The sequence below is a fragment of the Grimontia celer genome, assembly GCF_900055185.1.
Classification (GTDB): domain Bacteria; phylum Pseudomonadota; class Gammaproteobacteria; order Enterobacterales; family Vibrionaceae; genus Enterovibrio; species Enterovibrio celer.
Genome location: NZ_FIZX01000004.1, coordinates 59,105 through 80,452 on the forward strand (window position 1 = coordinate 59,105; position 21,348 = coordinate 80,452).

Here is a 21,348-nt window from a genome sequence, read left to right on the forward strand (position 1 = left end):
TATCTATATCTCGCTTACGTCTTTGGTGCCTTACATCCTTAGTGGCGACTCTATGGTCTCTGAGGGTTTAGCTAACGCTTCGCGCACTCTTGCGCTTCCCTTCGCCCTCATTTTTCTGCTTCCTGCAGCTACTTCCCTGTTAAAGCGTCACATCGCCCGAAATCGCCTCACCAAAACCGCCACGTTTGAGCACTTGTATAAAATGCACTGGTTGGATTTTGAGGCGTTAGTGGGTGAGTACTACAGACAAAAGGGATTTAACGTTTCCCAAAACTTGAATCAAGCGCCCGATGGTGGCGTAGATATTGAGTTGCGCAAAGATGGTGAGCTGCACCTTGTTCAATGCAAACACTGGAAAGCGAGAAAAGTAGGTGTGAAGGTATTGCGAGAGCTCTACGGCGTTTTGCTAGATCGCCAAGCCGATAGAATGATTGTTGTCACCTCTGGCGACTTTACCGCGGATGCAATCAGTTTTGCTAACGCCAAACAATTCGAATTCATCAACGGCGGTAAGTTACTCAAGATGATTAATGAGACAAAGCAAGTGAGTGGAAATGAAATCGCACACACGCCAACAAAAACTCAATCCCCTATTTGCCCACGCTGCAAATCTGAACTTGTCTTGAGAACAGCTAAACAAGGCAAACATCGAGGCTCATCATTTTACGGATGCTCAAGTTTTCCTAATTGTAGATATATTGAATGAACCAAAAAACTAAAAAGTGTATAGATAACCGCCAATAATGGAGACTGACCGATTTCTCTTTTTATCCTAAAAGGACTACATAACCATTTACAATTTTCACTCAATATCTTGTTCATCTTTGAGTTTGGAAAAATACTTAAACAAGCCGAACATTACGTTAAACACTTCAACGATGATGGCAACAGAAACGGAAATCGTTGTTAGCTGTAGTGCTGTATAAAACGTATGTCTATCAGGAACTAGCTCATGAATTGGATAATTAAGTAGGGGAATTCCTGTAACTCTAAGATAAGGAAGAAGGAGCGATGCTACTAAGCATGCCAACAAAGCTAAAACATCAACTCTTAGGCTCGAAATAAACCCCATAAATGAAGATAACTTTATCTTTGTGGCGTTAGTTGACGTTACAGTAAGAAGCACGCTAAAGATGATTGATAGGCCAGCGGTAATGCCACCTAGAATCGCACCAAGAATTCCTGGCGTTGCAGCTTCAATAATCTTGTAAGCATTTTCATCACTAGATGAAAATGCCAGACAAAATATAAAGATAATTACAACTATAGCGACTGGCTTAATCATTAACTTACTTTCTCATTCCCATCATCATAGCGGTAATCATCTCGATAAAGCTCAACGATATCTTTCACATCATGAGGTGCATAGTTAGTCAGGGTAACTTCTGTAATTCCTTGTCCTTTCATATGGACAATTTTTGCTGTTTTTTCACTCTTAACAGTCATTTGAGTTTTCTTTCCGTGAAGGTATCCCTTTAGAAACCAGTGACCACCACCTTTTCTGCACCAACTAACGAGATTGCCAACCCAGCTATCATTTTTCAGTTTTAGCTTCTTATCTTTGTTTTCGAAAATAGCAGTAACTTTGTTTGCATTAGTGCTTCTTGCCGTATCGTTCAGAGCTTTTTTCATCTCTTTCTCAGTTTCACCAAAGAGGTTAGGAGGTGTAAGTTCGAAAGTAACAGACTGCACAACCTCAAACTTGTCATACTCCTCCCAAAAATTTTGCTCATCTCGATTTAGCACTGGTTCTATTTCTGCTCTAATGCCCAACATAGCAAGCTCATAGTTGTTAGCTATCTTTTCAAACGCCTTACAAGCAGCGCTAGGGGTAGAGAACACATTAGTTTTTTTCTCCAGCAGAATCACTTGTTGCTCTCGATCCCAAAACCAAACCATTGGTGGATAATCATCAACACTATATTCTTTAAAGTCAGAGTCATGGCCATGCAAACTTTTTGCTTTTGCAACCATACCTGCCATCGCGCCTGTTTTGCGGTCATATACACTGACTTTTATTGAAAAAAGAACGTGTCCTTGTTCATTTTTAGGTGGTTCACCAACAGCGTGATTTAGAGCATCTTCAAAAGATAAGATATCTTTTGACATGTTTTTACCGACAAAAAGTTGTGGCTCAGTGGCAACCAAAGATACTCGTAGTGCGTAGAAATTCATCGATGAAATAAAAACCAAGTAAAACACTAATTATTCTTAGCATTTTAATGCGAAACTTAACTCACAACATCAAATTTCACCTGCTCACTCTCACGATCTTATACTGTACATATAAACAGTTCAATTTAAACATACTTACCCTGAAGGGCTCTATGGCATCCGCTTTTGTTTCTAAATACAGTTATTCACAGAACTCCAAGTAAAAGAACATCTGTCCCTAGGACAGATGCCATTCGTTGGTTCGGGTGATAATGGTTTTACCACCCGTTGAAATGCCTTTCAGTACCTTTAAAAGCTCTTCTTCGCTATACATAGACGTTTTCACAACGCCTGTTGCCGTATCAACGGCGAGTTCATAATGCGGTGCGATAGCCTGTTCTGTGCGCTTACAGAACACACCGCCCATTAAATCGGTGAACGTCTTCCAACATCCTTTGTCTGCTGCCGCATGGATTTCTGTCACTAGCTTGCTTTCACCCATCATGGCCTTTAAACGGCGTAACTCGCGCCAAACAGTCACCGAACAGCCGCCAAGTTGCTGAAACTGACGAATGCTCCAACACGCCGCCCACGCATCCACCCTCGCCGCTGCGCATTTCGGGTCTTCACCGTAAACACCTGCTTCAAGGTTCTCACCGTCTATGTTTTTAGAAATGTATTTGGCGATATAGCCCGTTGCTGAACCCTTGTTAGGGTCAATCTTCACTTCGGTGAAGCGGTGCTTATCTGCGCCGTTCTCGTCGCCATCTTCGCGCATGGCATATTCACGCATGATGTTTATCAAGGTGTCATAGTGCCTAGGCTCGACAAATAACAGTAAATGCCAATGCGGTGTGCCGTCATGTTGTGGCTCTACGACGCGAAAACCATAGAAACGCACGTCTTCTCGCTGCAACTTGGCACGAACCAGTTTCCAGTTCTCGTTCAGATAGGTTTGGGCTTCGGCTGGCGTATAGCCTTGCCATTTGGGGTTATCGTCTCCCGTCGTTGCATAGCTACGGTGATACTTTGACGGACAAGTAATGGTGAGGAAGGTGGCAACATGGCCTAGCTCGTTAGCGAGGTCTTCAAAGCCACGTGCACGAACCATCAACTCAGTTTTGCGGATTTTCGGGTCTGATACGCCCTTTTGTGAAAGCTCCAACAGGCTAAAGCTTTGGCCGTGTTGGTTGGTCATGACAGTCTTTGAAAGATATTCCGTTTGATGGAATTTCTGCGCAGTCCTGGCGGTAAGTGTTTCGTCCGAACAATAGATAGCCTTACAGCGATTCACTTCCCCAAAGTGGCGCATGGTAGTTTCTATGTTTGCTCGCAATGCCCTGCGAAGTCTGCGCAGCCACCAAGACTTGTCCGACAGCCGCCGTAAACGCCCTTCGAGTGTGTATTTCTTCTCTTCTGGTGGGGTAATTCCATAGCTGAGGCAAAGTGCGGTCAGTGAAGAAAGCGTTTCTTCCTCGTTGCCCATCATGGCTCGACGAATCGACAACGCAGCATCAACCAGATTTTCGGCCTCTTCACGAAGCTCATCTTCTGACATGCTGAGACTAAGCGTTTCAGGGGAAACGGTAAGCTTTGCCGTTAGGCCATCAACCAATTCACGAAGGTCTGTGTTTCTAACCTGCTTGTTTGAGATTGTCTTGTAACGAGCGAATAGAATCTTTTGTGCTTTGGCGGGCAATAAGGAAAGGCGCTCTTTTACGAACGCCCTGTCATCCCAATCAATTTTCGCCAGTTCGCTTTCAGGAATGGCTAACATCTAACGCCCTCCCTGTATCAGTAAGTTCGTAGCGAAGCCACGAGATACCGTAGTATTGAACCTGTCTTTTAGTCAGAATCCCTTCTCGTTGAAGTTTGAGAATCGTCCGGTGCATCACTCGAATACCGAAACCCTCAGAGCAGGCGTAACGGCCTTCAATACATGGCTTGCTTGAATTGCACAGTTCGAACCAATGCCCTTTTTGAAGCGCTCCGATAACGTCTCGAAGGTGTTTGTTTAACTTAAGCTTCTTGGCGTTAGACATGTTCACCTCCATCACAAACAAGTTGAGTTTGCTTGCGGTGGCTATCAAGCCATTGGTCGAGGTCTTCTTTCAGGTAACGGACGGCACGACCGATTTTAATAAACGGTGGTGCTTCGGTGCGGTTCTGGCGGTGGCCTTCCATGCGTGATTGACGCAGAAAGGAACGGCTCATGCCGATATAGGCGGAAGTTTCTTGTTCAGTGTATGCGCGTTTATTCGAGTGCTGTATAGCCATAACGATATCTCCTGTTGTTCGTTGGGAGATACCGTAAGCGTCCCAATTGCCTTGGGACGCTGGCTGGGATTCTAGTTGGGAGAGTTTTTATTTAACCTCGTTTTTCAGGGTTGAAACGTAATTTGTGAAGGTTTTATATTTAAGTTCTTTTGTCGTATCGCCCTGACCAAACCACTTAATCAAATCATGATTGATGTCGTAAATCAGGCTATCAACATCAATTTCTTTAGCTTCGGTATGATGATCTCGCTTTATCGCGTTCCAAATGACCCGAGGTTCAGCATCAGGATTACCAAAGAGCACCTTACTTATCATTATCTTTATCCCGTGCGTTTCAATGTCGCTCAGGTCTACCACTTTCTGGCTTTTACGTTCACTTTGGTTTGTTTCAAGACCAAATACTTTGTTCACGGCTTCTAAATCAAACCGAAGCTGATCAAGCCGAATCTCTAACGGTTTGATTGCCAATTCTTCCTCGGTAGCGAGCAAAGCATCAAACAGGCCTGAGATGCCTTCTCTTTGCCACTCATCTGTACCCGCTTTCGCAAATTGCTTTGCCCTCTGACCGTATACCGCCTGAGTACCAATCGACGCGAACGCAACAAATGGGTCTAAATGCTTATTCGGCAATGTGGTAACCGAACTAAACCGAACAGGTTTGGCTTTAGGGTAATCCGTTGAAACACTTCGCCAATTGGCAACGAAGTCAGGTTCAAGGATAAGCGTCCGGCTAATCGCCGTTTTTAATGAAGAGAGGCAATCAATCGATTGCTTGGACGTGAGACTCAAAACCCCACGGTAATCAAACAAGTTTGCCAGCGCAGGCCTATTAGGTTCTTTGCTCTGTATTTGAGCGCCTAGCGCTTTAGCATCCACCCAAGCACAAAGCGACAAATCGCCTCTTTCAACGGCATGAAGTAAATCGCCTTTGGTGATTGGGGTGATATCACTGATTTCGTCTAAGCGATAAAAACGTCTTTTTTGCATCCTTGCCTGTTTCCTAGCCTTTAGGTTTGTAAGCCGAACGAGCCGAACCTTTAGGCCTACCCGACTCGTTTAGAGGCCCAGTGTTTATGCGGTTTCGTCGGTTAAGAAGCTGAAAGTTTGGTTTTAACCGAAAGAGGTAACCTAAAGGTTCATCTAACCGAAGTTGGTTGGTTAAGCCGTCGGCTTCCAAACCGAATTTACATCCAGATAGATTAAGGGAAGTTGATACCAACGTAACGTCACTGCAAGCGATCTGGCTCGTATTCTCTCCATCTAATTCAAAGTTAGTATTTAATGGTTAGAGAAAATCCCACAGTTAAAAGGTCTTTAGGTTTGTTAACCAAAACGAACCGAGCCTTTAGATCTACCAATTTCAGTTAGAAACCTAGTATTCATGAGGTTTGGTCGGTTAAGAGGCCGAATACTATATCTATAAAAATCGCAGGAGACTCACTAATTAATCAAGTCGACGAGAACACTTTCTAGACCTGATTTATCAGATGGAAATCACCATTCTGAAAGTGAATGTATATTTTTAAAGAAAAAAACGCACCCTAACAGTATAATCAATCGCCAATCACTAGATATACTAATAGAGAGCTCCCATGAAGATAGAATCAATAATCATAGAAGGTTTATTTGGAATATTCACCCATGAGATAAGCTTTTCTGATGATGATATAACAATAATTATTGGTGAAAATGGACTTGGAAAAACCGTTTTACTTGAGATGTTAGATAACATTTTCAAATACAACTTTGATCAAGTAAAAGAAGTAACATTTAAAAAGCTAACCATTACATTTACTGACAAGAGTCAGTGGTTATTACAAGTACATAATGAAAAAGGCCAAAACAGACTAAAAATTAGGAACCCAGAGTCCGCAAAAAACAAGTGGATAAACCTTGATGAGCATTCAAAGTCAGCTAGAAGAAATAGACTCAATAGGAGATCTTACTTAATTGAAAATGAAAATGGAGATGTAGTAGAAAGAGTCTACCGGCACTATGATGAGGATGATATTTTCATACAAAAATTAATTAACCAAAAAAAAAGCAGGAATCAACTCCCTAACTGGTTCTTAGAAAAAGTCGATCACATTAAAATTGAGTTAATTGAAACACAGCGGATACTAACAAAACACGGAAAAAATGATGAAAAATACAAATCAACAATAATGTATTGTGCCCAAGACCTAAAAGAGAAATTACAATCATACAGCAACAAAGCGCAGAATATAACAGCCAACCTAGATAGTACATTTCCAAACCGAGTAATAGAAAAGTTAAACAAAATAACAACATTAACAAGTGATGACATCAATGAAAAACTAAACAAACTCAATGATAGAAGAAAAGAGCTAGCAAGTGTGGGTCTGTTAACAAATATTAACCTTGAAGATATTCAGAACTTAAAAAAGAATGAAGCCAGCGTTTTCAACTTCATAAGTCAATATATTGAGGATAGCAAGGAAAAGCTTGAGCCATACAATGAAATCCACAAACAACTTTCACTATTCCTAAGAATCACTAACGCCAGACTTAAACATAAAAAAATATCCTCATGTATGAATAATGGCTTTAAAGTTCAATCAACCATTCTATATGATGAACAAGGTAGTCCTTTAGAGTTTCCATTCGAAAAGCTCTCTTCAGGAGAGCAACATGAAATAATTCTGTTCTACAAACTTATCTTCTTATATGGCAAAGGAAGTCTTGTCTTGATTGATGAGCCTGAGCTATCTCTACATATTTCTTGGCAAAACAATTTCATTAATGACATAAAAGAGATAATTTCTCAAAACAACCTGTCTGTAATAATAGCAACTCACTCCCCTGACCTCATAGGGAATCATTGGAATCTGACTCAGAAACTTGTAGGTTTGGAGTCATAACTGTGGATGAATTTATAACGCCAGATAGAATTGCAAACTCTATTATGCAAGACACGAATGACTCAAAATATTATTTACTTATTGAGGGTGTAAAAGATTTAAATGTATATCCACAATTCTTCAATAAAGAATTAATTGAACCTAAAGTCACTTTTGGAAAATATAAAATGAGGGATGTTTGGGAAATATTAGAAGGGAGAGGGTTTACAGATAAGATTGCAATCAGAGACGCAGATTTTATTAGAGTAAGAGGGAACTACCAAGAGGATTTTCATCCAAACTTTTTCATAACTGACACTCATGATTCTGAGGGTATGATAGTCAAGACTCCCACTTTTGAAAAAGTTTTAGAGCAAATGTTAGGTTTAGAGAGAAAACAAACTCTAATGGAAAAATTTCCCAACCTAAAATGCCACATAAAAGATCTCGCCTATAAGGTAGGATGTTTAAAACTAGCAAACAAGTTAGATAGACTTGGGCTAGTATTCAAACCTCAAAAGGCGAATGGGAAAAAGTTAGACTTTACAAAATTTGTTGATGTAAAAAGCTTTACCTTTATTGATGACACAGCTCTTATTCAAACAGCTATAAACTACTCAATTAACAAAGTAGAAGACAAGGGGTCAATAAAAACTCAGGAGGAAATACACTCATCATTAGAAAAGGTAATTGCCCTTGACTTCCCAATAGATGAGATAGTTCATGGGCATGATCTTTCTGAGTTAACATACATATTAATAAGAAAACACTTAAAGATTAACAATGATATGGTAAATAGCGGAGATAACATTGAAAAATTGTGGGCAATGTCTTACGACTCAATGTATTTCAAGAAAAGCGAGCTTTATACGAAAATTGATGACTTCACAAAACAAAAAGACTTAGGAATCTTACTAGTATAGGTTTAATACTCTGAGATTTTTATCCAATCAAGCTAACAGCAGCAGCCTTATGCTCTGGCGCTAAGTGTGCATACCTTAGCGTCATTTTAAGGTCTGCATGGCCTAGCAATTCTCGAACTGTGTTCAGGTCTACCCCCGCCATCACTAGCTTACTGGCAAAGTGGTGGCGGAGGTCATGAAAGTTGAACTCTTCAATTTCTGCCATCTTCATTACCATGCCCCACGGCTTTTTCACCTCAGTAAGCGGCACGCCAGCCTTACCTTCAAACACATAAGTCGCTTTCTGGTTTTGCTCTCGCCAGTTGAAAAGCGCGTTGTACGCTTCATTGTTTAGTGGAATGGTTCGGCCTTGCTTTGACTTGGCATTACCGCCACGTACTTGCAGGTAACGCTCAGTAAAGTAAATGTCTGACCAAGCAAGACTCAATAGCTCGCCACGGCGCAAACCTGTATTCATGGCAAGCAGTATCAACGGCTCGACGTAATCCACGAAGGTGACATCATCCAAACTTGGAAATTGCTCATAACCTCGAATTTCTCTGTGTTCGTTGGCTGAACGCCTAGCAGCGCGGGCATTCATATCACGCAGCTTGATAGCATGACGCAACCGCTTTTCTTCGCTTTCATTAAGGTAACGGACGCGAATGTTATCCGCTTTGATGGTTTTGACTTTGCTCAGTTCGTGGGAATCAATCAACCCCCATTCAACCGCTCTTGATAGCGCGCCTTTCAGTGAGTTCACGCTGTGATTAATGGTTGAAGGTGTTCGCCCTTTTTGCCTTTGCTCACTACGCCACTTTTCAATCTCCCAAGGGGTGATTTGATCCAGTTCCTTATCCATCAGAAATGCGAAGCGGCTTTTTATGTGGTTAACGATGCGGTTGGCTGTTTTGGGATTTCGCGTTATCAAAAACGGCAGATAACGCTCATCAAGGTAAACAGGGAGCTTGAGGTGTTTCCGGCGTTGAGTTTCTTGGCGTACCTGCTTTTTCTCTTCATGTACGTCATTGCCCTTAGCCACTTGTCCCGCTTTCTCTTTGGCAAGGTCTCGCGCTTGAGCGGGAGTGATATCTGTTGCGTTTCCAAGCTTGTAGTTCACCTGTTTGCCATCAAAACGATAGAACAGGTAGTAAACGATGCGACCCGCCGAAGAAATCCGCGCATGGAAGCCGAGAATTTCGGTATCATTGATCCGCTTATCTTCTATCCGAAGTTGCTTGATACTGGTGGTGGTGATCTTCTTTTTTATAGGCATGATTTTTTGCTTCCCTGCAACTCGCCGCGCTCGCTGTGTAGCACATATGTAGCAAATTAATCATATTCCCATGGATTTTGATGAACAAGAGCAAACAAACCAAAACACGACAAACCACTGATTTTAATAAGTTAATTTGTGCATTTTCGTTCATCCTTGTTCATTGAAAAATAACGAAAAATCCCCCTCATAATCGATTGGTCCATAATTCAAATCTGCGAGGATGGTGAAAAATGTAGATGATGCTATTGCGGAGTTAGATAAGGCAGGGATTTATCCTTTCGAAAGTAAGGGAGCGGCAAAGCAATACGCAAAACAGCTCTCATTGGCCTCGTTCAAATATCTGCCTATCTCCATGAACTGAACCGTCAGGAGCCTTTAGTTTGAATTGAGGGCATTTTTGGAAGCGTAAATGATAGTTGGTGGTGCGGTTGTCAGAATACTGACGCACTCAGTATTACCAGCAATAAGATACTCAGTTAGACCTTCGGGATCGGATAGAAAACCAGACCGTGTTTTCTCAAGACTAAGCCAGCCTCCCTCTTTCACGGTGCAAAGCCAAGTAAGGTCGGCATTGTCTGCCCACCAAAACTCATTTAGGTCGAATTCATCCAACACTCTGAATCCATCCACCCCAAAAAAGCAGACGTACACAGGCTCTTCGACATTATCAAACTCGACATGGACTTTGAGCATACAACCGTCCCAATTTACACCGCGAACGTCTGACACGCGTTGTTCATTGAATTCAGTGTCTACTGGCTCTATCTTGACGACCGAGTTTTTATCCATGCTGATTCGTCCTCATTTTTAGCGCTATTCACAAGGTATAACTGTCTCTGTTTCGTGCGTATCAGCAAACTGAATTGTCAGGCAGTCCAACTGCCAGTTCAGATTGGTATGACTCGCTTTGAAGAAAAGCATACCTTCACCATGATTTCCTTCGACAACATATTCCATTTCAGCAAAGCCTTCAGACTCAGGACCACCAATTGTTCCTGACCTTAAAGAATAATCATGAGGAATCCCTATATTAGCCTTGAAAACCTCACTTTATTCCATCGAGGTTAACGCAAGCTTGGTAGACGGAGATGTCTCAAATTCATGAGTAAGAGAATGAGTAAAGACGACAGAAAATAAAACAAGAACAACAATGTATCCAAGTGCTGCCCGCGACCATTTTTTTTGTGATGCTTTGAACGCATCAATACTTTCCCATTCATTATTTTTCCATGCCCATTCATTACCCTTGGCACCGACAACGAACAGGTAGAAAACACCAAAGATAGGAACAAAGATCCAAAACGTTCTGTAACTTTTAAACCTTATACCCCAAATGACATTGATGTTCAGTGCGCTTACAGAACACGCAGCCCAAATGCAACGAATCCACGCTCTTTCAGTTAAACAAAATCACACTCGCAAATATTGATGTTTGTGTAGTGCGCCTGAATTTGCGCGCATGAACGTCTACTGATTGTTTTATTATTGGCTGCTTCATATATAAAACTAACGAAACAAAAATGAACCACGGTTTTGTTAGAAAAGAAGTATCCCAAGGAGATTGGGAAAAGCCAGCAAGGAAAGCGCATGCAATCTAAAAACTCCTCTATGACTCCATCACTTCCACAGACGCTGTCTCAGGAAGCTATTCAGAATAGAGCGTTTCAGGTATCGGTATCACAAGCGTCATATAACTATATGTTCAGCTACATTGAGCCGCTGTCCCTCTCTGCAGGGCTGCCTAAAGGAGAGGAGTTCACGCTGGAGTATGAAGCGAAAGTTGCTAAGGTCTTTTTGCCCTTGCTGGAAAACTTCACAAAGGTTGTTGTGTCTTTGCTTGAGCGAGAGCTGCAGGACGATTTGACCGGCGATGTCTCAGAGTCGATCAAAAAGGTTAACGAGGCCTACCACGCGTTGAAATCGCCAAGTTCTCCACTGGCTGTGATTGAAGATGTAGCAGCAACCAAGGCGTTGCTCGAAGCACTGGCTGAGGTGCCTAATGCTATTGAAGGGGCGCTTAAAGGCCTCTCTCATCTACCCAAAGATTTCATGCACATCGTTGAGGGGCTGGCGAAAGTCACCAAGCAATTTGAGTCAGAGGGCTTTACGGCATTTCTGAAAGACACGCTTTACTACACCTTGAATGAGGAGCGTGGGCATCAGTATCTCAAACCGAAAGGACTGGCAGATTACGAATTGCTGTTTAACACCTTGCCGACGCCTCAAGCTTTGGATGTAGAGCGCAAAGCGTGGATGCCGGAAGATGATTTACCGATTTGTCTGCAAGATTGGTACTTTGGCTACATGCAAATCGCGGGGTTTAATACCACTAATCTCAGAGGTGTCAGAACACAGAAAGCAGCGCATGAGAATGTGTATTTGCTGGCTGAGCTTCTGGAGAAGATGCCCGTTACTGACGACATTCTGCAGCAAGTCAGCGGTGATAGTACGTTAACGCTCACTGAGGCCGTCAATAAAGGCTTATTGTACGTTTGCGATTACACCATGTTTGAAGGCAAGAAAGGCGCGTCTTTGCATGGTTTACACCGCTACCCTGAAGCGCCGATTGCGCTGTTCTATTGGAATGCGTCGCCACCTCATGGCTACCCGACTGACGGCGCAATGCAGCCCATCGCCATTCAATTAGGACAGCATTTTAATGCCGACACCACGCCAATTTTTACGCCAAATGACTGCACAAATAACAACGATGTCGATGGCGCAAAGTGGCTGCTGGCAAAAATGGTGGTGCAAAATGCCTGTACGATTGAGCATGAAACCGTGGCGCATTTGGGCGCGTGCCATTTGGTGATTGAACCCATTGTTGTCGCCAGCCATCGACAGTTGCCACAAACACACCCACTGATGGTGCTGTTGAAACCGCATTTCCGCTTCACCTTGGACATTAATCATGGCGCTTACACCAGCTTGATGGTGCCAGGCGGCGTTGTGGCCTCCGTGATTTCAACCTCGCATCAGGAAACTGCGGAAGTACTGGTGGACGCTTATGAAAAGCGTCGCTTTGATGATCAGTATCCAGATAAGATCTTCCATCAACGTGGTGTCTCAAGCGACTCGTTACCGTCTTTCCCGTTCAGGGAAGATACCCTCGACCTTTGGGCTGCGATTCAGCAATTCGTGACTGATTATCTGTCGCTTTATTACGAGGGCGATACGGCGGAAGCGCGCAACAAAATGGTGCTGGATGATTTTGAGCTTCAAGCCTGGGTGAATGAGCTGGTTAATCCAAAGCGCGCCGCAGTAAGGGGCTTAGATGGCTTAACGGCAACGAATGATGAAAAGAGCCCGGTACAAATCGACAGTTTTGATTATCTCTGCCGTGTCGTGGCGCAAATCATTTATACCGCAAGTGCCCAACATGCTTCAGTGAACTATGCGCAGTATCCGCTGATGTCTTATATCCCTGGGGCGAGCGGAACGCTTTACAAGCCAATGCCAGGACGCAGTGAAATACTCGCTCAGGAAGATGTAGTTGATTGGCTGCCGCCTTTGGATGTGGCGCTCTATCAAACCTCATTCGCCTACCTGTTAGCCGGCGTGCAATATGACACCCTTGGTCACTATACGGATGACCCAAGAACCCAATACTTCACCGACAAACGTGTGGCACCGATACTGACTCAGTTCCACATGAACTTAAACAGAATCGAGATCGATATTCATGAGCGCAATGCCTCACGACCTATGCCGTATGTGATGCAACTGCCCTCTTTGATACCGAACAGTATCAGTATTTAGTCATTGGCATTTCCCTGCTGGGTATCCGGCAATGCTTGGCGGGGAGTGAAGGTGATAAGCCCATTAACTCAGGAATCTACATGCATGTGGCAACGTCGGATTAATCACTTTTTATCACTGGTGTTTTCCGTCCTGTTTATCACTTTCAGTGTCTCTGGTCTCGCGTCTGCGGAAACAACCATTGATTTGTCACAGTGGGAAAGCGGGAGGTCGACGGTTGATAAATTTCGTTTTATCGATGATCCCTCATATCAGTTAACCATTGATGATGTCGTGGCTATCACGGACTGGCAGCGCCCCGAAAAAGGTGAGGTTAACCGAGGCTTTTCGACGCTTCCGACCTGGATAAGTTTTCAATTATCTAATCCTGAACCCGTCAGTAAAAAAGTCATTGTGGAGTATGTGGAGCCATCCGTAGAGACCATCGATTTCTACTTCCGCTTGAAAGGCGGTGACGGCACATTCACGCATCAACGCTTCGTCTACACTGAGCCCACAGACTCGCGGCCGGTCTCTTTTTACAGGCCTGCATTTTCAGTCGATGTCCCGCCTGACTCTGAGGTTGAGGTTTACTATCGCCTGTTTCAGGGAAGAGAATTCCCTATGCATAAATTTGACTCTATGCGTATCTGGGAAGAGTCTGACTTTTACCACTCTACACATGTAGAATTATCGCTATTGGTGATTTTGTTGTGTGTGGAAATTGCCATGGGTCTGTCTACCCTGCTCGCCTATTTCGCCACAAAAGACCGGCTTTATCTTTATTACACCGCTTTCGCGTTTTCAGCCGCCTCACTTTTTGCTGCATTCAGCGGTGTGTGGAGCTATTTAATCGCATCACAGCACTATGAGTTATGGATGGTGGTGCTGCAGATAAACATTTGCCAACTCGTCGCCATTCTTTTTGTTCGTCACTTTTTGAATGTGCCGGAGCATTCACCACGTGTTGATAAAGTCATGCTGGCAGTGGTGACAGTGGTCGCGGTCGGCGTGGTCCTTAACCTCCTTGGTAAGCCTTATCTTTCCCGAATCATTATTGATTTCACCGCGATTGGGGCGTTCTTCCTGATCCCTCTGGGCATCTATGCTCACAAGAAAAAAGTGCCACACGCACTGCTGTTTTCAGGAAGTTGGGTGTTCTTTGCCATTGGTATGGCGCTCGCCTCAGCAAGACTCAGAGGGTACATCGCAGACAGCGCCTTCGCTGAATGGCTGATTTATTTTGGTGGTCTGATTGAAGTCATTTTGCTGACTACTGTCATGATCCTTCGATTCAGACACATGCAGCGGGAAAAGCAACGCATTGAAGAAAAACACTGGAAATATTTGGAAAATGCCGCGCACGTTTTAGAAGAAAGGGTTAAAGCGCAAACCAAGCAACTGTATGAAGCCAAAGCACTGGCCGAAAAAGAAGCCCGCACCGACTTGCTGACGGGTTTACCGAATAGGCGCTCTTTCTTTGAAGGCGCACAGCAATTCATTGAGCGGGCGAAGCGCAACGCCTCGCCAAGTGTGCACCTGCTGATGATCGATATTGATCACTTCAAAAAGGTGAATGACACATACAGCCATGCCTGTGGGGACGCTGTTCTTCGACATGTCGGTAAGGTTTTAAACCAATCACTGCGAAAAACCGATCTCCTTTCGCGTCTTGGTGGAGAAGAGTTTGCTGTCATCATGGAAAACAAACCGGGAGAGGCAGCTCAAACCATGACAGAACGACTGCTTTCAGCCGTAGAAGATTCGGATATCGAGTTCGAAGACCAATTTATTCGCGTCACCATTTCTGTCGGTATGGCCACCTGGCATCCCACTCAAAACCTCGACCAATTGCTGCAAAATGCTGACCACGCGTTATACCAAGCGAAACGGGAAGGCCGTAATCGCGTGGTCTACGCACCTAGGGAAAACGAAGTGCCACTGCCGTAAATGCGGTGGCATGCCTTTCATTTTCAACGCGCCGTTTTCTGCTCCCCTCGCGCCAAATCGCACAAACTTTAACCAAATCAAGTTTCTAATCTGTAAACATCACTACACTGAAGAAATGGCTTAAGTTGGATTAATCCTTAAAACCCAAGGGGAAAGGTATGCTCGATAGGCTGGATTGTCTTCACAAATTGCTCCCTAGCGGCAGCAAGCACAGTGTTGTGCCTATGTATATGTTCGCCAATGATGCAGGGCTGCCGGTGGTGCTTCGCCTCAATATTCGTGGCGGCGATAAGTCGCTACCAATTATGGTGGTCGCGTTTGATATCGATACCCTTGCTAAGTCAGTGCACTGCGAGATTCAGTACCCCCGAGAAAAGATAAACTTCAAGCTCTATGGACAACTGACGTCTTCCCGTTTCCACATCGGTACCCATGAAATCACCAGTTGGGAGTCATTGGAAAAACTGGCGATTGAGTGGCTGAGATCCCCAGAGCCGACAACATAGCGCCACTGGCGTTTATTCCTCTTCCACGATTCGCTCTCTTTCAGCACCTCTGGTGGCACCTTGGCTCGCCCTTTGTCCCAATCGCAAGAATACTGAAAACCTAAACCACTCCGACTAGTTACAAGCCCACCTGAAACCGTTATACCTATCCGCGGGTGTCAGCTCACTGCGTAAAAGGGACTATTGCGCGGTCGCTGAATAAACAAAAAACCATCCCACTGTGGAGCGAACAACATGGAAGTGAGAGCAGTCGCTGCGGCGCTTGTTGCGTTGTCTTCGGCAATGCTGCTTTCCTGCACTACTGATAAAGACAGGGAGCAAGCATTGAGTAATAACAAGAATTTTGGCTTAACCTCAACGAGTGAAATCCTGCTGACCAGCGAAGCGGGAGACAAAATGTCGGTGATGCCAAACCAGTCCTTCACCACTGAACGCGCAAACGGCACACAAGTCGTCATCCAACCGGATATCACCAAGCAAACCATTACTGGGATCGGTACGTCTTTCACTGAATCTGCTGCGTTTGTATTAGCTCACCTTCCGCCAGAAAAGCGTCTTGAGGTCATGAACAACCTCTACGGCGAATCAGGCGCAAACTTCTCGCTGACCCGCACGCCGATTGGCTCGACCGACTTTTCTGTGGAAGGAAAGCTCGGCTATGCCGAAGTGGAAGGTGATGCGGCGCTGGAGCACTTTACTATCGCACCAGACAGTGATGGCTTTTCAAAAGCTAAGTATCCAGGTATTCAGGATGAATCGTTCGACGTGCTGCCGATGATCAAAGAAGCAAAGTCGATCAAAGCAAAACAAGATGACGGCACCCTGAACATCATTGCCTCTGCCTGGACAGCGCCACCTTGGATGAAAGACATCAATACCTGGTTCATCAAAGGCTCAGAAGAGAACGACTGGGAAGGCACGGGCGGATCGCTCAAACCGGAATATGAATCCACTTATGCGGATTATCTGGTGAAATACCTTGAGCACTATAAGGAAGCCGGAGTTGATATCTGGGGTTTAACGCCAGTCAATGAACCGCACGGCAACAGCGGCAACTGGGAGAGCATGCACTTTACTGCTGAGAGCCAGAATACCTTCATCAAAGAGTTTCTTGGTCCGGCTTTAAAAGAAAGCGCTTTCAGCGATACTCGATTGCTGATCTACGATCAAAACCGTGATCATCTGGAACATTGGACGGATGTGATCCTGGGCGATCCCGACACCGCGCCGTATGTTTATGGCTCTGCCGTTCACTGGTATTCCAGCACGGTGGATGTGTACGAAGAGGTGCTGGAGAAGGTACACAACAAATTCCCGGATTTCGCCATCATCCATACTGAAGGCACCATTGACGATCTCGGTAAGCCTGCGCCGAAAGGCATTTTGGATCCGGTGAAATTTCAGGAGTCCGGCTGGTTTGATAACGACGCGTTCTGGTGGAATGAAAACGCGACCGATTGGGCATACACCGCTACTTGGGCGCCAAACCCGGAAAACCACCCTATCTACACCCCAGTGCACCGCTACGCGCGTGACATTATCGTCAGTCTGAATCACTGGATGAACGGCTGGGTAGATTGGAATGCGGTGCTAGATGCCAAAGGCGGACCTAATCATGCCGGGAATTTCTGCGGGGCGCCGATCATGATTGATACGGAAACGGGCTATGTCTATTACACGCCGATTTATGATGTGTTAGCACAGTTCAGCCGCACGATTCGCCCCGGTGATAAAGCCGTCAAAACCGATACTTTGTTAGGCGGATTGGAACAGGATGATTTACATGCCAGTGCAACGGTGAATGAATCAGGATTGCTGAGTGTGCAACTGCTCAACACGACCAAGAAGCCGATACAGTTTGATTTGGTGATTGGTGCGCAGAGTGCGCTGATAACCCTGCCAGCGAATGCACTGCAAACGGTAAGGGTTCAACTTTAAGGGCGATGCCCTGAGGAAGAAAAAGCAGTAAATAAAACTGCGCAATATACCGCGTATTGCGCAGTCTCTCGCTGAATTACAGCGCTTCTACGTTAGTCGCTTGAGGACCTTTTTGGCCTTGCTCAACGTTAAAACGTACTTTCTGACCTTCAGCCAGAGTTTTGAAACCGTCAGAAACGATTGCACGGAAGTGAACGAATACGTCCTTACCACCGTTGTCTTGAGTGATGAAGCCAAAACCTTTAGTTTCGTCGAACCATTTTACCAGACCAGTCGATTTATCAGACATAGTAACCTCTAATTTGTTTTTAAATGAGTGTGTTAACGACAAGCTAAACGCTGACGTTGAACAGTAAGGCTGTATGGAAAGCTATTGAATGGTCGATGAAGCACAAGTTGACGCAGGGTATTAACGAAGACTATCGAGAAGTAGCTGAGAAGAAACTTAAACTAAATTTGGCATTAACAGCTCTTTCTGAGCCAGGCGCGAACTATACAGTGTGCCGGTTAAATAGCGAGCTTTTTTTTCACTTTTCACGCATGTAGTCGTTTCCCCTGTATACTCCTTCCCTCTGTTTCTCTTGTTCCGGAAGCTTCCCAATGCCATCTACTGCCGCTAATACCGTCGTTGTCCTCGACTTCGAAACCACGGGCTTATCACCTAACATGGGTGACCGCGCCATTGAAATCGGTGCAGTAAAGCTGGTTGACGGTGAGGTAGTCGACACCTTTCAGGAATTAATGAACCCCGGCTTTCGCGTCAGCAGTTTTATCGAAGGCTACACTGGCATCACCAACAATATGCTGCGCACCGCATCAGGCTGCGAAGATGTTATGAGTCGCTTTGCTGTGTTTATCGCTGACTTTAATCTTGTGGCTCACAACGCCTCTTTCGATAAGCGCTTTTTGGATGCGGAACTGGAACGTCTGCGCGCAGATTATTCCGGTCAGTTTACTTGCTCAATGCTGATTGCCCGCCGTCTTATTCAAGACTCCCCCACCCATAAACTCGGCGATCTCGTGCGTTTTAAGGGCATTGCCAATGATGGCGTTTTCCACCGCGCATTGGCTGATGCTGAAATGACAGCAAGACTCTGGCTGCTGATGCTTGAAGAGCTTCAACAACAAGGTGTTACCAATCCAAGCTTTAGGTTGATGCAAACCATCAGCAAAACCAGCAAACAGGCATTGCCGTCTTTTCTCAACAAACAGCGCGTAACAGCCAGCATTTAGTGTGAAGCGCCCTGCATCTTCCGACTCTTCTTGATACAGCTTCGGATCCACTCTTGAGACTTAGCATAAATAGAACCAAGCTATTTTTGAGTTTGAGTAAACTTTATGCATACGAAAAACAAGAAAATGCAATGTCAGGTGAATAATGAACTTACTGAGTAAGTCGCGGTTAAAATCCGCCATCTGCTGCCTTATCGCACTTCCACTGCTGCTCAACAGTCAGCTCGCGTTATCTCAAACATTCACTGTGATGACAGAGGACTTCGCCCCGTTTGGCTATGTTGAAGGGGGTGAGCTTACTGGCCTATCTGTCGAGATCGTCCGGGAGATGTTCACGATCGTCGAACATCCTGACGATATCGAGATCCTCCCTTGGGCAAGAGCGTTCAAAGAAGCGCAGCGGAAAGAACGTCGTATCCTGTTTTCCATGAGCCGGACGGAAGAGCGAGAGCCGCTGTTCAAGTGGGTCGGTCCTTTAGTCGAAGACAGAATCCGCTTCTTTCGCCGCAAAGATGCCAATACTGATATCCAATCACTCGAAGACGCGCGAGGGGTCAACTCTATTCTGGTGACCCGAGGTTTCCCGGAAACCGGGTTTCTGCAAGCTCAGGGGTTCAACAATCTTTATGTGACCAACTCACCAATACAGAGTTTTTCTATGTTGGCCATGGGACGGGGGGATTTGGCACCAATAGGGGAGTTTGCTTACAAGCCGATGATGCAAAACAGCAGCATCAATCCAGACAGTATCGAGAAAACTGACATTACACTGTTCAACATTCAGCTTTATATCGCTTTCTCCAAAGACACGCCAGACGAAGAGGTTGCCCGCTGGCAAGCGGCGTTGGATCAGGTGAAAGCGTCAGGCAAATACGCAGAGATTGTCAGTAAATATTCTGAATTAGAACAGTAGCCCTGAGATCACCAGTACGACTCAAGCACGGTCATACCGTCATAGGTGCTGCACTTAAAACGGGTTTTCTTTCCGCTTTCTCCTCTACAACTCACTGTGGTGAATAGCGTGTCTTTGTTCCAGACTGACTCGAAGCTTTGGTCGAAGCCACAATCTGCACCGTAAAAGCTTTCGGCCTGTGCCGCGCAATATTGATAGGCTTCATCTTCACCGCCGCGGGCATCTAACATCGCTGAGCGGATTTTGCGCTCTTTTCGGATGTTGGCAATGTGTTCTTTGTCCGGCATCTCAAACCAGTCAATACGTGGGTTTTCCACATCAAAGCTTTTCTGGATCCAGGTGGCTTCTTTGATCGTGCCAGAAAACTTGATGGAGAGGTTTTTCAGGTAATCAATGTCCACGTCTGCCAGCCCTTCAAAGCCTTCAGGATTAGAGAGTATGAAAGGCTCTCTTCCGACTCTCACCACCAACTCTTGCTCGCTGGTTTTTTCAACCAAGCCTTGCAGCGCCGTAAAACTGACGCCATCGCATTCGTAGTTATATTCACGATCAGCAAAGCAGCGCTCTAGAAAGACGTCGCCGTCTTTTTCCTGGGAGCAGCCTACGATTGATACCAGTGATATTGCGAGAGTTGACGCCCTGAGCATTAACGTGATTTCTATTCCAAAATTTATCGTGTGACAATTTTGATACACATCACATTGCAATTGCAAACCTATCGATGAGTGTCGGGACGCCGTTGGCAAATTTACAAACCAGTCAGTTGCTGTCGGTCTGAAATCACGCTTTTTTCATCGCACTTTTTTCCCAAGAAACAGCAACAATAAAAGGCATAAACACAAGGAAAGGAGAAGTATTCGGTGTTCACGGGCATTACCATCAAAGCAAAGCTTGGCGAGAGTCTTCACGCTTTCTATCAAGACATTTTGGGTATGAAACTCACTGATTCTGGCTGGCGATTTGACGGCGAAAGCGCGTCTCTTTCTTTTGTTTCGTCTGACACTTGTTACCAACCAACACCAACCGATGTTTTTTGGAAAATCGGCATTACCGTCGCGGACTTGGATGCTGCCTGCCAATGGCTTCGCTCGCAAGGTATCAATGTCTCAACGCCACGCCAGTTTCAGGATATTGGCTACCTCGCGCACCTCTCTGACCCAAACGGTTTAACCATTGAGTTGCTGCAAACCACCTTTGAAGGTAACAAGCCGGAAAACCGTCCACTGACACACCCGATAGCCGATGGAGCAACACTGGCACACATCACTCTCCGGTGTCATAACGAAAATGCCATGCAGACATGGGCGGATAGCTTGGGTCTAACGCTAAAATCCATCCAACCTGTAGCCAGTTACGGCTTTACACTTTATTTCTATTCTTTTATTGATGAGCCTCTGCCTGAGCCGGATTTAGGTGCCGTGAGTAATCGTGAGTGGTTGTGGCAGCGCCCTTACACTGTGCTGGAGTTTCAACTGGTTCATCATGCGCCGCCTTTCACGTTGCCTTCTAAAGAAGCGAGCGGCCTATTTAGCTTTGAGGCTGACGGACAGGAAATCACACCGCAAGATCTCAAAGATGCAGAACTTGGGAAATAAAC

20 protein-coding genes are annotated in these 21,348 nt (G+C 45.0%); 10 read left to right on the forward strand and 10 right to left on the reverse strand.

What is annotated here, in order from left to right; all coding sequences use genetic code 11:
- The first annotated feature begins 202 nt into the window (after nt 1-202).
- Nucleotides 203-706: a restriction endonuclease gene (locus GCE9029_RS26580; RefSeq protein ID WP_197475409.1), complete on the forward strand. Its 504-nt coding sequence runs from the start codon at nt 203-205 to the stop codon at nt 704-706.
- Nucleotides 707-802: 96 nt separating this feature from the next.
- On the opposite strand, the gene GCE9029_RS20420 is transcribed toward GCE9029_RS26580, so the two are convergent.
- The 6 genes from GCE9029_RS20420 to GCE9029_RS20445 all read right to left on the reverse strand — a co-directional run bounded on the left by GCE9029_RS20420 (nt 803) and on the right by GCE9029_RS20445 (nt 5,418).
- Complete coding sequence (locus GCE9029_RS20420) at nt 803-1,285, reverse strand: hypothetical protein (RefSeq protein WP_062666426.1); 483 nt, start codon at nt 1,283-1,285, stop codon at nt 803-805.
- Nucleotides 1,285-2,202: a hypothetical protein gene (locus GCE9029_RS20425; protein WP_231870172.1), complete on the reverse strand. Its 918-nt coding sequence runs from the start codon at nt 2,200-2,202 to the stop codon at nt 1,285-1,287. Before GCE9029_RS20425 ends, GCE9029_RS20420 begins: the two co-directional genes overlap by 1 nt.
- 190 nt (nt 2,203-2,392) lie before the next feature.
- Nucleotides 2,393-3,931 carry a replication endonuclease gene (locus GCE9029_RS20430; protein WP_062666428.1) on the reverse strand — a complete coding sequence of 513 codons (1,539 nt, stop codon included), beginning with the start codon at nt 3,929-3,931 and terminating at the stop codon, nt 2,393-2,395.
- Nucleotides 3,915-4,196, reverse strand: a complete 282-nt coding sequence (locus GCE9029_RS20435) for a hypothetical protein (RefSeq protein WP_062666430.1) — start codon at nt 4,194-4,196, stop codon at nt 3,915-3,917. The genes GCE9029_RS20430 and GCE9029_RS20435 overlap by 17 nt, the downstream gene beginning before the upstream one ends.
- Nucleotides 4,189-4,431, reverse strand: a complete 243-nt coding sequence (locus tag GCE9029_RS20440; protein WP_062666432.1) for a helix-turn-helix transcriptional regulator — start codon at nt 4,429-4,431, stop codon at nt 4,189-4,191. The genes GCE9029_RS20435 and GCE9029_RS20440 overlap by 8 nt, the downstream gene beginning before the upstream one ends.
- Before the next feature lie 87 nt (nt 4,432-4,518).
- Nucleotides 4,519-5,418 (reverse strand): hypothetical protein, encoded by a 900-nt coding sequence (locus tag GCE9029_RS20445; RefSeq protein WP_062666434.1) that lies wholly within the window; start codon nt 5,416-5,418, stop codon nt 4,519-4,521.
- Nucleotides 5,419-6,023: 605 nt separating this feature from the next.
- Between GCE9029_RS20445 and GCE9029_RS20450 the strand changes: the two genes are divergently transcribed.
- Nucleotides 6,024-7,313, forward strand: a complete 1,290-nt coding sequence (locus GCE9029_RS20450; protein WP_062666438.1) for an AAA family ATPase — start codon at nt 6,024-6,026, stop codon at nt 7,311-7,313.
- Between the two features lie 2 nt (nt 7,314-7,315).
- On the forward strand, nt 7,316-8,215 hold the full coding sequence (locus tag GCE9029_RS20455; protein ID WP_062666439.1) for a DUF4435 domain-containing protein: 900 nt from the start codon (nt 7,316-7,318) through the stop codon (nt 8,213-8,215).
- A 19-nt stretch (nt 8,216-8,234) separates the two neighbouring features.
- Here the strand turns inward: GCE9029_RS20455 and GCE9029_RS20460 are convergent, their stop codons facing one another.
- Both GCE9029_RS20460 and GCE9029_RS20465 read right to left on the reverse strand, forming a co-directional pair.
- Nucleotides 8,235-9,470 (reverse strand): site-specific integrase, encoded by a 1,236-nt coding sequence (locus tag GCE9029_RS20460; protein ID WP_062666441.1) that lies wholly within the window; start codon nt 9,468-9,470, stop codon nt 8,235-8,237.
- A 378-nt stretch (nt 9,471-9,848) separates the two neighbouring features.
- Entirely contained in the window at nt 9,849-10,262 is a 414-nt protein-coding gene (locus GCE9029_RS20465) for a hypothetical protein (protein WP_062666443.1), read from the reverse strand.
- Between the two features lie 798 nt (nt 10,263-11,060).
- Between GCE9029_RS20465 and GCE9029_RS20470 the strand changes: the two genes are divergently transcribed.
- From GCE9029_RS20470 to GCE9029_RS20485, 4 genes are all read left to right on the forward strand, one after another.
- Nucleotides 11,061-13,232, forward strand: a complete 2,172-nt coding sequence (locus tag GCE9029_RS20470) for a lipoxygenase family protein (RefSeq protein ID WP_062666445.1) — start codon at nt 11,061-11,063, stop codon at nt 13,230-13,232.
- Nucleotides 13,233-13,316: 84 nt separating this feature from the next.
- The gene (locus GCE9029_RS20475; protein ID WP_062666446.1) at nt 13,317-15,161 is read left to right on the forward strand and encodes a sensor domain-containing diguanylate cyclase; all 1,845 of its coding nucleotides are present in this window, start codon (nt 13,317-13,319) and stop codon (nt 15,159-15,161) included.
- Nucleotides 15,162-15,319: 158 nt separating this feature from the next.
- Nucleotides 15,320-15,667, forward strand: a complete 348-nt coding sequence (locus GCE9029_RS20480; protein ID WP_062666448.1) for a hypothetical protein — start codon at nt 15,320-15,322, stop codon at nt 15,665-15,667.
- Between the two features lie 234 nt (nt 15,668-15,901).
- On the forward strand, nt 15,902-17,605 hold the full coding sequence (locus GCE9029_RS20485) for a glycoside hydrolase family 30 protein (protein ID WP_062666450.1): 1,704 nt from the start codon (nt 15,902-15,904) through the stop codon (nt 17,603-17,605).
- A gap of 76 nt (nt 17,606-17,681) precedes the next feature.
- Here the strand turns inward: GCE9029_RS20485 and cspE are convergent, their stop codons facing one another.
- Nucleotides 17,682-17,894, reverse strand: coding sequence for a transcription antiterminator/RNA stability regulator CspE (gene cspE, locus GCE9029_RS20490; RefSeq protein ID WP_002537692.1), 213 nt, complete (start codon nt 17,892-17,894; stop codon nt 17,682-17,684).
- Nucleotides 17,895-18,205: 311 nt separating this feature from the next.
- Here cspE and GCE9029_RS20495 point away from each other — a divergent pair, with 311 nt between their 5' ends.
- Together GCE9029_RS20495 and GCE9029_RS20500 are read left to right on the forward strand one after the other, a co-directional pair.
- Nucleotides 18,206-18,838: a 3'-5' exonuclease gene (locus tag GCE9029_RS20495; RefSeq protein WP_062666452.1), complete on the forward strand. Its 633-nt coding sequence runs from the start codon at nt 18,206-18,208 to the stop codon at nt 18,836-18,838.
- Between the two features lie 145 nt (nt 18,839-18,983).
- Nucleotides 18,984-19,751 carry a substrate-binding periplasmic protein gene (locus GCE9029_RS20500; protein WP_062666454.1) on the forward strand — a complete coding sequence of 256 codons (768 nt, stop codon included), beginning with the start codon at nt 18,984-18,986 and terminating at the stop codon, nt 19,749-19,751.
- 8 nt (nt 19,752-19,759) lie between these two features.
- Here GCE9029_RS20500 and GCE9029_RS20505 read toward each other — a convergent pair whose 3' ends face one another.
- Nucleotides 19,760-20,398 carry a hypothetical protein gene (locus tag GCE9029_RS20505; RefSeq protein WP_062666456.1) on the reverse strand — a complete coding sequence of 213 codons (639 nt, stop codon included), beginning with the start codon at nt 20,396-20,398 and terminating at the stop codon, nt 19,760-19,762.
- Nucleotides 20,399-20,611: 213 nt separating this feature from the next.
- Here GCE9029_RS20505 and GCE9029_RS20510 point away from each other — a divergent pair, with 213 nt between their 5' ends.
- The gene (locus GCE9029_RS20510; protein WP_062666458.1) at nt 20,612-21,346 is read left to right on the forward strand and encodes a VOC family protein; all 735 of its coding nucleotides are present in this window, start codon (nt 20,612-20,614) and stop codon (nt 21,344-21,346) included.
- The last annotated feature ends 2 nt before the right edge of the window (nt 21,347-21,348 follow it).

Excerpts from the sequence above, each read along its gene's own strand:
- GCE9029_RS20420 (WP_062666426.1), bottom strand. The coding sequence starts at position 1,285 with ATGATTAAGCCAGTCGCTATAGTTGTAATTATCTTTATATTTTGTCTG.
- GCE9029_RS20475 (WP_062666446.1), top strand. The coding sequence starts at position 13,317 with ATGTGGCAACGTCGGATTAATCACTTTTTATCACTGGTGTTTTCCGTC.
- cspE (WP_002537692.1), bottom strand. The coding sequence starts at position 17,894 with ATGTCTGATAAATCGACTGGTCTGGTAAAATGGTTCGACGAAACTAAA.
- GCE9029_RS20460 (WP_062666441.1), bottom strand. The coding sequence starts at position 9,470 with ATGCCTATAAAAAAGAAGATCACCACCACCAGTATCAAGCAACTTCGG.
- GCE9029_RS20495 (WP_062666452.1), top strand. The coding sequence starts at position 18,206 with ATGCCATCTACTGCCGCTAATACCGTCGTTGTCCTCGACTTCGAAACC.
- GCE9029_RS20485 (WP_062666450.1), top strand. The coding sequence starts at position 15,902 with ATGGAAGTGAGAGCAGTCGCTGCGGCGCTTGTTGCGTTGTCTTCGGCA.
- GCE9029_RS20430 (WP_062666428.1), bottom strand. The coding sequence starts at position 3,931 with ATGTTAGCCATTCCTGAAAGCGAACTGGCGAAAATTGATTGGGATGAC.
- GCE9029_RS20505 (WP_062666456.1), bottom strand. The coding sequence starts at position 20,398 with ATGCTCAGGGCGTCAACTCTCGCAATATCACTGGTATCAATCGTAGGC.
- GCE9029_RS26580 (WP_197475409.1), top strand. The coding sequence starts at position 203 with ATGCACTGGTTGGATTTTGAGGCGTTAGTGGGTGAGTACTACAGACAA.
- GCE9029_RS20500 (WP_062666454.1), top strand. The coding sequence starts at position 18,984 with ATGAACTTACTGAGTAAGTCGCGGTTAAAATCCGCCATCTGCTGCCTT.
- GCE9029_RS20450 (WP_062666438.1), top strand. The coding sequence starts at position 6,024 with ATGAAGATAGAATCAATAATCATAGAAGGTTTATTTGGAATATTCACC.
- GCE9029_RS20480 (WP_062666448.1), top strand. The coding sequence starts at position 15,320 with ATGCTCGATAGGCTGGATTGTCTTCACAAATTGCTCCCTAGCGGCAGC.
- GCE9029_RS20470 (WP_062666445.1), top strand. The coding sequence starts at position 11,061 with ATGCAATCTAAAAACTCCTCTATGACTCCATCACTTCCACAGACGCTG.
- GCE9029_RS20465 (WP_062666443.1), bottom strand. The coding sequence starts at position 10,262 with ATGGATAAAAACTCGGTCGTCAAGATAGAGCCAGTAGACACTGAATTC.
- GCE9029_RS20445 (WP_062666434.1), bottom strand. The coding sequence starts at position 5,418 with ATGCAAAAAAGACGTTTTTATCGCTTAGACGAAATCAGTGATATCACC.
- GCE9029_RS20440 (WP_062666432.1), bottom strand. The coding sequence starts at position 4,431 with ATGGCTATACAGCACTCGAATAAACGCGCATACACTGAACAAGAAACT.
- GCE9029_RS20435 (WP_062666430.1), bottom strand. The coding sequence starts at position 4,196 with ATGTCTAACGCCAAGAAGCTTAAGTTAAACAAACACCTTCGAGACGTT.